Source organism: Mycobacterium sp. SMC-17 (assembly GCF_045310915.1).
GTDB lineage: Bacteria > Actinomycetota > Actinomycetes > Mycobacteriales > Mycobacteriaceae > Mycobacterium.
Genome location: NZ_JBJIAK010000084.1, coordinates 1 through 12,672, shown reverse-complemented (window position 1 = coordinate 12,672; position 12,672 = coordinate 1). Strand labels below are relative to the sequence as shown.

Below are 12,672 nucleotides of genomic sequence, written 5' to 3'. Positions count from 1 at the left end.
GGCCGACAACCCGGCCACCCCGACCGGAACGGAGGTCGCCTGAAAAACACCAATCCACAGGTATTGACAATTACTCGATCTGTATTGAGGTCTTCACCCGACAGGTAGGGACGAATAACACGATTATTGTCACCCACCGCAGCCATCGACGATGCTTCTGAGGCATTGAGCAAGAACCCTGTCCCCCCGGTCTTAACGCCTTCAAACGTAATATCCGCATTCTCCCGCAACGTGACGGGCTCACCCTCGACACGCCCAACCGGTTCCAACAACGATGTTATTTTTTTGGTAACGACACCGTCTGCCGTCAATATCGCTTTAGGACTAATTGGAGAGATTGTTCCCCAGACAGCCGCATAGTGGAGCTTCACTGAGGCTGCGGGCCACCTCTTACTTTGAACTGACCGAGAGATTTGAAATCCTTCGGAAACCATGCGGTCCAATCCGACGCGACGCGAATCGCCCTGCGCAACCGAATTCGTCGCGATCAGCCCAAGCACTCCAGTAGCGGAAAGTAGGTGTCTCACTCGCAGGAAAAAGAATGCCACTAAGTCGGCCTTGCCTTTGAATCCGGTTCCAAGCACCGTTCCAAGCCATTCATGCATGTTCTCACCGATAGCGCTCGGCAATTTCGTGCCCCCCAGGAACGGAGGGTTTCCGACGATGGCATCGAACCCGCCGCGCTCAACCAGCACGTCGGGGGCTTCGATAATCCAATGGTTAGGTTGCCAGCGGTCGTAGTCTGTATTGACTGTCGGAGTCAAACCGTGATCGATGATCGCATCGAGCATCGTCGGATCGCGTTGGCGAGACTCGCCGTGTGCAGCCTTGACCGCGATACGTAGGTTCTCGTATGCCTCGTCGAGAGACCTGCCGGGCCTTCCGCCTAAAGGAAGGCCCGCTGCCACAATGCCATCCGAAATCTGGCGCAAACTAGCTGTAGTGTCACGCAACTGAGCAAGTTGACGCCGTTTGGCGGCGCTGTTGCGAGCCGGGTCGTTCTCGTCAATTTCGGACGCCAGTTTGCGACGTAGGTCGGCAGCCTTCGCAATGATGGCGTCGATGTCGACGTCGAAGATGTCGAACATGTCGCCCACCGGCACACGTGACGGGTCGATGTGCAGCTTGCGGAGTTGGTTGAGATTCGTGATGCCCAGCAGTGAGTTGCCGAGAAAAATTTTGTCGTCGACAAACGAGAATGGAAGGTCGCGATCCAGCGACACCAGCCATAGCGAGAGCTTGCACATCTCGACGGCCATGTCGTTGATGTCGGCGCCGTAGAGGCAGTTCGCGACGACCTCGCGGATGGCACGGCGGTGTAGGTCACTGCGGTTGGCATTGGCGGGATCTTCAGCGGTCCACGCTTCGACTACCCGGTCGGCTAGATAGCTAGCCGCCGAAACAAGGAACGCTCCTGAGCCGCAGGCGATATCAGCAACCTTCAAACTCAGCAAGTCATCGGAAGATTTGAGGCGCCAGTGAGATTCGTCAGCAGTCTGATACGGGCCGGGCGCATAGCACAGCGGCTGCAAGGCGTGCAGGACTACCTCTCGGGCGAGCGACTTGGGCGTGTAGTGCGCTCCCGCGTTCTTGCGGGATGGCGTTTCCTTGACCATTAGCCCGCCATTGAGTACCACGAATGGTCGGCCTCGGAGGTCCTGCCGCATGATGCCCAGCCACCGCAACACGCGTTCACGTAAATCGGTGTCGTCGCCGACCGCCTGAGCCAAGGCGCTGATCACACTCGGTTCTGTCTGGGCGCCAATGTCCTTGGCGATTGCGGCAGCCGACTTGGGTTTGGCCGAGGGTTGATCGCGTTCGATGTGTGCGCGGACTGCCTCGGCTAGCTTTTTCGGCGCAGTGTTAGCCGCTGCAAGCCGTTCCAGCTCAGGCAGCGAGATCTCCGGTTCTTCGCCGCGGGTACCTTGCAGGCCGAGATAGGTCTCACCGACTGTGACGGCGGTGTAGCCCAGCAGGCCTTCGTAGATGTACCCGATCTGCTCGACGTCGATGTCGCGGAAAGAAATTCGGCGTACCTCGCTACCTTTGAGGACTGCCTGCTGGACCGACCGCAGTGCGTGCAGCATCACTCGGTCGGATACTGAGATGGCCAAGGTTCCGTGCGCGGTGAGTGCGGTCAGGAACGGGAATCGGTCGGGGTCAAAGAGAGAACCACCGTAGGCGGGTACCCGCATGTTCTCGAAGGACGCACCACCGTAGAGCGCCTGACTCGTAGCGAGCAATCGATGCCACGTCAGCGAGGTGGCATCGAGTGCCTCCTCGCTTTCCTCAGCCTCGCGTGCTTGCAGCCGGTCCAGTTCGCGCGAAATGCCGTACCCTTGCTCGAACAACTCCCCCGACGGCAGCAGCCCGCGTTCTTCGGCGAACAGTAGGAACACGATCCGCATCATGATCGTCACCGCAGCTTCATAGCTTTGGTGGGTGTCGGCGGGTAGCGGATCGGGCTCGCCGCGTTGTTGAGCGTCGCGTGCCGATTCGGAGAACGACTGGATGAGCAGTTCCACCGCGCGACGCACCTGCGCGCCAAGGGCTTCGGTAATCTCCTCGGCCGCAGCCACGGATTCCTCGAACAGCACCGGCAGCCGCTCGTCTTCCTTGCCGCCGATGATGTGCTGGCGCGAGATCAGCATCAGGAACGCGTCGCGGGTGCGCGGTTCCTCCACCCAGGTGAGCGCGTCGACGACTCCAGAGGCGGTCATCGCGCCGGCACGTGCGCACACCAGCGCCCACCAGCGCCCGTCGGTGACGATGCCGATCGGAATGTCGTTCTCGCGCAGCAGCGCTTCCATTCGGTCCACCGGCGTGGCCGCCCACAAGTCGCTGGGAACCTGACGCAACGAGTCGACAGGATCGATCACCGACACCAGCGCGCCGATAGCGCCGTGGGGGGCCAGCAGGGCCGCCTCGGCACCGACGGTGACCGCACGGTTGGGCGACTGAGCCGTGACGCCGGCGACGGGTCCCCAGGATAAGGATTCGGCCCAGCCGACGACATCGCGCAATACGGTCTCGACCCATTTGTCGCGGGCGACGCGGTACGCGTCATCGGTCGTGCCGTCGTCGCCGGTGGCGCGGTCTGCCGTCTCCCATGCGGCTTCGAAGTCCTTGCGGGCGTATAGCAGTGCCTCTTTCCGGGTGTCATCCAAGGCTGGCATGCCCTGCGGCCATACCCGCTTGAGCGGGGCAATCGCTAGGAACGGACCGTCAGTGTCGACGAGTTCGAGCCACGCATGGTGCAGCTCAGAGGCACTCGGTGTTGAACGTTGCCGAGGTGTGCGGGGCGCCATCAGCGCAGCCCTCCTTTCGCGTCCTCAGGAGTTAGGGCGAACACCACCGCCGCGGCGGTGGTGTGGGGTTTGACGTCGACGTAGCGGTCGGCGATGGCCGCGATCTCGCGGGCCTCTTCGTCGTCAAGTTCGTCGAGACGACGCTCCATCGAGTCGATGTCGCGGCGCCACTGCTTCTGCTGCTCGTCGGCCCATAACATGGCTTCGGCTTCGGCTTCCTTGCTGCGCAACAGATCCAGGGATTCCCGCAGGTTGGTTCGGAATGCGGCGAAGATGTCACGCGCCCGCTGGATGTCAGCGGCCCGGCGTTTGTCCAGCTGCTCCAGCACCCGGGTGTGCCGACGGTCGGCGCGAGTGTGCATAGACTCTTCCAACCGAGCGCGCAGCGGCGCGTCCGGGGCGTTCCAGATCTCACACAGCTCGTCGCGGACCCGGCGGCTGGCCAGGGTCAGGCGCTCCCCGTCCAGGGCGTGATCAAGGGCGTGTTCGGCCTTCTCCTCGGCCATCGCGCGGCGGCCGCGTAGGCGAACGCCGACCAGAAACACCTCCTCGTGCAGCCGCACTCCCCCGCGACCGACGAGCACCATGCGGGTCACCGCCGCCACGAACGACTCTGCCGTGTCGTCGATCACCACCGCGGTGACTCGGTTCAGGGTGGAATCCACACTCCACAGCGAACGGCGCAGTAGACGTTGCGCTTTCTGCACGATCGGATGTCCCAGGTGGACGTACACCAGGTCGGCGCGTCCTTCAGCCGCGGTCGGATCGAATGTAATCGGGCGCAGCACATCAGGTTTCAGCCGGGTAGCCAAGCCTCTGAGGGTGTCCTGCCACGAGGGGCTTAGCGGAGGCACTGCGAACACTTCGGCGTCGGTGTCGGCGTCGCCGACCGGCTCCAGCGGAAGTTGGTGGTTGATCCGAAGCGCGGTGTCGACCACGCGGCGCAGGTTCTGCGGTTCCAGGTGCAGATCTGCACGTGAGGCGTCGTAGCCACGTTCCAGCTCGGTGAGGCGGGTGTTGAGTTCGATGCCGCCGGCCAAGGCTTCCTGGATCACCTGATTGCCGTCGAGGCCCTTGGCTTTGCGTTTGGCGGGTTTGCGCCGGGCGAAGTGTTCTTGGATCTCGTCACCGATCACCTGGTTGGCCGATCCTAGATCCACCTCGACCTGGGCGATCTTGCGGGCGATGCGGGCCATGAAGTTCGCGTCGGCGGCGTAGGTGGAGGATTTGTCGTCGGGGACGAAGTGGAACACCTCGGGTGTCTCGGTCTGCCCGTAGCGGTCGATGCGGCCGATGCGCTGTTCGAGTCGTGACGGGTTGAACGGGATGTCGAAGTTCACCAATCGGTGGCAGTGGTTCTGCAGATCGATACCTTCGCCGGCGGCATCGGTGGCCAGCAGCACCCGCACCGGTTCCTCGGTCGGGTCGGCGGTGAACTGCGACCGGATGTACTCGCGGTCCTCGGTGGGGGTCGCCCCCTCGATGACGGCCAGTCGGTCGGCGTAGCCGCGTTGAGTGAGTACTCGTTGCAGCCAGCCGAGGGTATGGGCGTATTCGGTGAACACCACGACCCGCTCGTTGGTCCAGTGGGTGCCGTCGGGCCGGCAGACCGCGTCGAGGAAGGTGAGCAGCCTCTCCAGGCGTGAGTCGGGACGGCTTTCGTAGCTCAAGCCCCAGTCGGCGAGTTTCTCCAGCTGACCGGGTTCGGCGGCGCTGAGTGGGTCGGAGGCCTTGGACTCGCGCAAACGCTCGGCCTCGTCGTGCTCCCACAGACCTTCTTCCTCGTCTGCCTGGCCCTCGCCGAAGATGTCGTCATAGTCGTCTGCACGTAACCCCCGCCCGGCGCGCGCGTCGCGGTAGTGACTGATCGTCATCCCAAACGCGAACGGGCTGGACAGGAACCGCTTCTTGAGCAGCATGGTGACGATGTCGCCGCCAGGTTTGGTGCCGTTCTGCTTGGCGCTGCGCGTGACGATGTCATCGAGCAGGGAGAACATCTCCTGTTCGCTATTCTCGGGCGTGAAGTTGAGGATCTTGACCTCGCGGTCCTTGAACCCTTTCCCCGTGAGGTCACGCTTGAGGCGGCGTACCGTCACGTCCTTGAGCGCAGTGGAATCCAGGAGCGCGCCGCGGGAGAACCGGCGGGGGTCGATCATCTCCATGAGCGCAGTGAACGACTCCGGGTAGCCGTTGTGCGGCGTGGCGCTCAGGAACAGGCGGTGCTCGCACGTGTCGGCGAGTTGCCGCACCGCAATGGTTCTTTGTGTATCCACCGAGTAGCCGCGTCCGCCGGCGATGGCCGAGGGGCTCGAGGGCGCGACGTGATGGGCTTCATCGACGATAAGTACGTCGAAGGTGAACCGCTTGCCCAGCTTGGGGTTCTTGGCCTGGGCGTAGACGTCGCGCAGCAAGCGCTGGCAGCGCACCTGCGGCAGCCATGCCATGGACACGATCACCCGTGGGTACAGCTGGAAGGGGTTGGCGTGCAGGCCGTGGGTACGGCGCACCTCGGCCATCAGTTCACTGTTGACGATGACGAACTGCAGGCCGAATTTGTCCCGCATCTCGTCCTGCCACTTCAACGCCAAGCTTGGCGGGCACACGATCACTGCGGTGCGGGCACGATGCCGCAGGAATAGTTCCTGCACCACCAGGCCGGCCTCGATGGTCTTGCCCAATCCGACGTCATCGGCCAGAAGCAGGTTGGTCCGCGGGCTGGTCAACGCCCGACGCAGTGGTTCGAGCTGGTATGCCTCCACCGTGACCCCCGACCAGAAGGGCGCCTGGTAGCGGTTCGGATCTGCCGAGGTGACCGCGCCCCAGCGCATCGCGTCGATGAAGCCGGCCAGGGTGACTGGATCATCAAAGCCCTCTGGGTTGATGTGCTCGGGCAATCCTTGCGGTGGGGTGACGGTCTTGCCGACCTCCAGCTCCCAGATCACCGACAGCTGTTCACCGAGGCGGTCCTCGTCGAGTGACTGCAGGTCGACGACGTGATTGAGCTTCGCGGCTGCGTCGTCTGCAGGGCTGAGTGGTAGACCCTGAGCTTGAACGTTGGCGACCGCCCACGTCGAACCGCGCACCTCAACAACCTGACCGGGCTCGGGCAGGGACGGGGCAGCTACAGGCACAGGTGGTCCTCCGGGTGGTGGCGTTGGCCGAACAGTATCGCCGTCGATACCGACAACGGCGCGGATGGTGTCTTCGGACACTCCGAAGTGCTCGGCGGAGCGCTTAACCACCTCGGCGGCGGCGGTGTGTCTGTGGGTGGGGTCGGTAGTGGAGGTCGCAGCAATGAAATCCCGTCGGATCTTGTTCCGCTGGCCCGAAGTCAGAAGCTCCTCGGGCAACGCCGCCGGCAACTCGTCATGGAGCAGGTACTCGATGGTGTCGTAGGAGATGCCGTACTTAGCTTCGAGCTGGGCGCAGGTGTTGCGCATTGCCCACTCAATGCCGTGTTCATCGACCGCTTGTTGCACCGCTCGACGGATTGTTGAGCGTTGACCAGGCGACAGATGGTCCGCTTCTTCCCGCGGTGTCTCCCCCACGCATCACCACGGTAGCCGGGGATCTCGGACATTGGTCGGATTTCTGCGGCCGCCGTGGCGCGCCAGCAATGGGTGACGGTTATGGCGATGTCCTCCGCACCATCGCCGGTTCGGCCGACATCACGGGCGGCGTGAGGGTGAAGATCGGGGCACGCGTGGCCGGTCGTCGACACAGTGCTCCATGGCAAGGAGTTCGCCGTCGCTATCGTGCCCCTGGCCCCGCTCGAAGTCCGGGCCCACGTCACCCGGCCCGAGCGGGACGACCACGCCGATGATTGACACAAATGTCAGTTGTGTCGGACTCCGCCGGTACGATTCACATTCGAACATCTTGGCGGATGGAGCGACTATGTCACAGCCAATATTCACCCGCGTCACCCGCTGCCGCTGTGTCGGCGCACGCAGCAACCAGGTGTTCACGACGTGGGGCATCCGCGCATGCTCCGGCCGGCAACGCCTTTGAACCATCGAATTCGACATACCCGCGGGAGCAACATGGAGGCACTCGATACCGAGTTCGCCCAAGCGGTACGCAACGTCAGCATCCACGGCGACAAGCGCGACCGCGCTATCGACGCACACACCGAGGTGCGCAACTTGCTTGAGGCCGATGCCGAGCTTAAAGACTGGGGCATTGACACCCGGCTCATCGGCTCGTACGCGCGCTTGACCGCTCGATATCCCGGCAAGGACGTTGATGTCTTCCTGCGCTGCACCAAGCTGTCGGTGCGCCACAGCCCGGAGAAGATCTACAACGCTGTCGAGCGCGTGCTCGTTGACGAATACGGCGTGAAGGGTGAAGTTCCTGGCGGGCGCATCACCCCTCAAGCGCGGTCGCTCAAGATCGAGTTCCCCGAGCCCGAGGGCCACTTCAGCGATGACGCGTTCGCCATCGACGCAGTGCCGGCCGTGCCCTGGGGTGAGCACTGGGCCATCCCCAACCGTGACCGCGACCAATGGAACAATGACGAGGGCCGCTGGATCAAGACCAATCCGGTGCAGTTCGCCAAAGATACCGATGCGCTAGCCACGGCCGCGTGGAGTCCGACGGTCGGCGGCGATAACGCCTACCGGCACATCGTGCGGCTGCTCCGTCAGGTCCGCCACGTTCACCTCGGCGGGCAGCGCCCCGGCGGCCTGTTCATCGAGGTCGCCGCGTACTACGTGTGGAATGAACAGCTGGTCACCGGAACCACCTACGCCGAGCTGCTGGCCGCCACGATGGAACACGTCGGCGCTAGGTTGATCGATTGTGCCGACGACGGTCTGGCCGACCCGGTGCTCGGTACGCCGCTGAAACCTGCTCTGGATCCGTGGCAATGGAGATCGGCCGGGCAGACCTTCGAGCGTCTGGCCGGTGAGGCCCGCGCGGCGCTCAACTCGGATCGGTGCCGCGCAGCGAAGCTATGGCGCGACATCCTGGGCACAAACGACCGGGGGCAAATCCTTCCGCTGCCCGACGGGTGTGATGCGGCCGGATTCCCGATCGGGGCCGTCACCGCGGTGGGCGCGCTGGGCAGCAATCAGCCGCGTGGCTTCGCCACGCCCCTCTCGCGTCTCGAAGCTCGCCGCTGAGCAGGCTGTTGGATACCTACGACGACGCCGCATTTGATCGGTTCTGTTCGGACCTGGTCAACGCCGGATTCTCTCCCAATGGAGACCACGACACGCCGTGCTGGACGGGGCCAATTCGGCCAAGTCTGCGCGCACACACCGACGCAACCTACATGCGAATCCAGTTCTATCCCGGGTGGCCACTGCGCTACGCTCACGTCGTTGTCCCCGGCCTGCGCACCGGGCACGCCTCGCAGGGCACCATCTGCCTGTGGGCCGAAGACGATCCGGCCCAGATCAATGGCCGTGAACTACAAGGACTTTGGGACCGCCTCGACCAGTGGGCCTCCGCAGCCCAGAACGGTTTCAACCCCGAGGACCGCGCACTCGACGGGTATTGCCTCTACGACGAGGTGAGCTACTACCGAGCCGAACTGCCGCTGCACGACCTGATCGTCGGCGGCACACCCGGGTACACAGCCGAGGTATTCGGCACGGTCCAGGGAAAGTCACTGCTCATCGGCACCGGCAACCCACCAGACCCGCGAAACATCGGCAAGCCAGTACTCACGGGGGCGTTCTATCTGCTCGACCAACTGGCCGACCCTCCGCGCACACCCGACGATGTGCGAGCGGCACTGAAGCGCCGCCAACGCAGAAACCTCGAACGTGGACTCGCGGCACGATCAGAGAAAACATTCCCGCAGCCCAGCGGCGGCCACGACTTCATCGCATTGGCCTGGCCCCGCCACGATGCTGACCACGACGCCGTCGTGGTCAGCTTTACCGGCGCCGGTGACACCCTGCATACGGCAGCGCTAGCTGCGACCCCCAACGACGAGCAGGCACTGCGTCGACGCGCAGGTCCTGATGCCGATCTGCTCGCCGACAAGACGGTTCTGATCGCCGGCGCCGGATCTATCGGCGGACACGTCGCGATCGCCGTTGCCTCCAGCGGCGTAGGCGCCCTCTACGTGTACGACAGTGACTTTCTCACCAGCTCCAACGTTGTTCGCCACGTCAGCACCCGCCAGTTCGTCGGATACCCCAAAACCGTCGCCGTCAGGGCCGCCATCGAGCAGCATGCCCCCTGGACCCTGGTGACCGGCCACGACGACCTACCCTACGACCCAGTCCGTCTGGGCGCCCACGTCGCCGAAGTCGATCTGGTCATCGATTGCACCGGGGTTCTGCCCCTGACCGCCGCACTCGCTGACACATGTCGGCGCCGCGGCGTACCGCTCATCGTGGGAGCACTGTTCCACCACGGCGCATTGGTCCGGGTGCAGCGACAAACCGTAGGCGACACCCCGATCGCGGCACGGCTGGCCGACCCACGCTTTTTCGCACTACCACCTGATACCGAGGTCGACGGTCCGTCTCAGGCTGGTTTCCTCGAACTCGGATGCACCGCACCCGTGAACAACGCCCCGCCCACCGCGGTCCTCACTGCAGCGGCCGATACCGCTGCCGCCGCCATCGACGAGCTGACGGCTCGGCGGCAGCGACCCGACGAACGCATCACTGTGCTCAGCCCGATGAACCCACCATTTCACCGTATCGGCATCATCGATCCCCGAGACACCACCCCGTCGGAGCGCAAGTGAACACCAGTACACGACTGTGGCTCACAGAGGCCGCCCACACCACCATGACAACCGTTGCCGCACAGGCACACCCGGACGAAACGGGCGGGATCCTGGTCGGCGTCTACCAAGACGGGCATCCATGGGTGATCACCGCCATCGAAATCCCTACGGCAGACCGGGGCCGATCCCACTACCGCATCCCCGGCGGGACCGACCACCCCGCCGTGCTCAGGGCACGAACGGCCGATCACCGACTGGGATACCTGGGTGACTGGCACAGTCACCCCCACGACGTGGGCCACAGCCGCACTGATCTCGCATCGCTGGCCTTGATCTCGATCAAAATGCCACTGCAACCCAATCCAACCCAAATCGTGGTCCGCAGAACTGATCACGGTTACACCCTCGATGCCCGACGCATCGTCACCCTGATCCCCCGTGCCTGCACCGTCACACTGACGGGCGGACTTCCCGGGCTGACACCACGCACCGTCCACGGCGATCAACACACGAATGGCCCTCACACACCCAAGACGGACCTGCCAGGAGGCCCTGCATGACCGGCAACGAAATGCCTAGCGCAACCGGCGTCCGAATCACCGGAGACGAATACCAGTGGCTGCACGTCTGGCGGGCGTGCATGGAAGTGCTGCACCACGACCTGACAAAGAACACCAACAACCCCACGATCGCTATTGGTGTCGAGGAACCGGGCGTAGGCAATGGCGACGACGTCGTGCGATACCGCCAGCGCACCCCGCACGTGTACACACAGGTTAAATACGCTGTCGACAACCGTATTTCGGTCGGGCTGCCCTATCTGGACGAAAGGGGCATTCTCAAAAAGTTCGCGACGACACACGGCGCCCTTACCGCCAACGGCGATCCCGTCGAAATGCGGTTCGCCACAAACCGTCCTCACGATCCCACCGACGTCCTGCTGAAAGATCGAGATGGTCGCGACGGCAGACTGGTCCCCCGCGCCGCCCAAGATGGACCGACTTCAGAGCGCGGGAAAGCGCGAGCAGCATGGGCAACGGCCGCAGGCACCGACGAACTCGGGTTGATGGCTCTGTTCGACGACCTCCACTTTGATATCGCCTACGAATACGAACGTCTACGCGACGAGGTCGCCCTGCTGATGACCGCCAACGGCCTGCGATCGGACGACAATGCAGTCGATCAAGGTACGAAGTGGGTCTCCCAGCAGGTTATCGCCGGGCACCGCCGACTTGACCTGGCAGACATCAACAAAGCCATCACTACGCTGGCTCTACAGGTCGGCTCACCATGGACCACAGTGTCGATCGCGACCATCAAGCACGATGACCTCGCCGATCAAGCTGCCGTCAGCATCGACTGGGTAGAGCGCATCGCCGGAGAAAAGCCCTCGCACCGTGTTGCCCCAGCTGCGCCCCATACGTGGGCTGATCTCGCTGCTGAGATCGCCACCGTGCCAGCGCAACTCGGCAGTTGCCGTCGCATTTTGGCGACGGGGCACATGCGTCAAGCAACCGGCTTCCTATTCGGCGCTGAACTGCTGCGGGTCATGCGCTACGAGGTCGGCATCCGCCAAAACGACCAACTGTGGACCAGTGACGTTGCCACAGTGCCTTTCGACCTCGACGTGAGCGAAAACCGCATCGGCCAGGGCTCTGACATCGCGCTCATCGTCAACGTGGCCGCCAACGCAGCCAGCCAGGCGACCGAATGGATACTGCAGAACGCGTTGCCCGTCGAGACGATCCTCACCGCCACGCCAGCGACAGGAACGGGCCCCAGCGCCGTGACGACACCCGTGGCAGCCAACAGCCTCGCCGTCACCATCCGCGACCTCGCTCGCAACCACGCCAGCGCCGAGAGATTGCACCTGTTCCTCATCGGCCCGCTCGGACTGGCCGTCCTCATGGGACACCATTGGAACCGCGTTCCGACGACACTCGTATACGAACACCTCGGCCCGCAAGGGTACGAGCATGCCTTCACCGTGGACACGTAGGCTGATCCCCGAAGGCATAGCACCAGGATGGCGGCAGGCTCGGAAGGCCTGTGGGTTCTAGCCGCCAGCCGCCCCTTGATTACCAAACGCGAACGCGGAGCAACGCACATTGGGAGTTGTTGATTCCGTGTTTGTCCCGGCAAGAACGTCAGTGTGCCAGCCCGGCATAGACAGTCGCATCCATCCGTTGCTGCCACTGCGAAATGCAGTAAACCATCGACGTCACCCAGATGTCCGGCACTCTCAGGTCTTTCTGGATTTCCTCCGGCACTCGCATGTTGTCGTGGAACGCCTGACCGGATGCTGTCCACGACCAAATGAGAGCGCGCCGGTCAGCACTCCCCCCGCACTCTCAGAAAGTTCCGGATCGGACACACAGGCACGCTGTCAGTTCTCATCCGATCTGAAGCATTCTCATTTGATGTGACACATCGGCGCGCCTTTCTCATTTGATCTGATACAGCCGGTACCGTTCTGGGCATGTCGATGCTGGCCGGTGATGCTGTTGCCGCGGGCCGGTGCGATGCGGTGTTTGAGGTAGCCGACGTGGATGGGACTTCCCGTCTTCCATTGGAGTTGGCTCATGGGATCCGGTTCGAGCAATTGTCAATACCTGTGGATCGGGGTGTTTCAGGCGACCTCCGTTTCGGTGTGCTGATCGCCGTCTGACGGTG

The 12,672-nt window shown here is 63.3% G+C and carries 7 protein-coding genes; 5 read left to right on the top strand and 2 right to left on the bottom strand.

What is annotated here, in order from left to right:
- On the bottom strand, positions 1-3,308 hold a 3,308-nt coding region (locus tag ACJH7A_RS29105; protein WP_406803206.1), incomplete at its 3' end, for an Eco57I restriction-modification methylase domain-containing protein.
- Positions 3,308-6,748 carry a DISARM system SNF2-like helicase DrmD gene (gene drmD / locus ACJH7A_RS29100; protein WP_406803205.1) on the bottom strand — a complete coding sequence of 1,147 codons (3,441 nt, stop codon included), beginning with the start codon at positions 6,746-6,748 and terminating at the stop codon, positions 3,308-3,310. The genes ACJH7A_RS29105 and drmD, both read right to left, overlap by 1 nt.
- 603 nt (positions 6,749-7,351) lie before the next feature.
- Between drmD and ACJH7A_RS29095 the strand changes: the two genes are divergently transcribed.
- The 5 genes from ACJH7A_RS29095 (at position 7,352) to ACJH7A_RS29075 (ending at position 12,667) form a co-directional block, all read left to right on the top strand.
- On the top strand, positions 7,352-8,431 hold the full coding sequence (locus tag ACJH7A_RS29095) for a nucleotidyltransferase (RefSeq protein ID WP_105387593.1): 1,080 nt from the start codon (positions 7,352-7,354) through the stop codon (positions 8,429-8,431).
- A gap of 152 nt (positions 8,432-8,583) precedes the next feature.
- A complete protein-coding gene (locus ACJH7A_RS29090) occupies positions 8,584-10,017 on the top strand; it encodes a HesA/MoeB/ThiF family protein (protein ID WP_406803204.1) in 1,434 nt (477 codons plus the stop codon).
- Positions 10,018-10,061: 44 nt separating this feature from the next.
- Positions 10,062-10,559 carry a Mov34/MPN/PAD-1 family protein gene (locus ACJH7A_RS29085; RefSeq protein ID WP_406803207.1) on the top strand — a complete coding sequence of 166 codons (498 nt, stop codon included), beginning with the start codon at positions 10,062-10,064 and terminating at the stop codon, positions 10,557-10,559.
- Positions 10,556-11,998 (top strand): SAVED domain-containing protein, encoded by a 1,443-nt coding sequence (locus ACJH7A_RS29080; protein WP_406803203.1) that lies wholly within the window; start codon positions 10,556-10,558, stop codon positions 11,996-11,998. The genes ACJH7A_RS29085 and ACJH7A_RS29080 overlap by 4 nt, the downstream gene beginning before the upstream one ends.
- A gap of 480 nt (positions 11,999-12,478) precedes the next feature.
- Positions 12,479-12,667, top strand: a complete 189-nt coding sequence (locus tag ACJH7A_RS29075; protein WP_406803202.1) for a hypothetical protein — start codon at positions 12,479-12,481, stop codon at positions 12,665-12,667.
- The last annotated feature ends 5 nt before the right edge of the window (positions 12,668-12,672 follow it).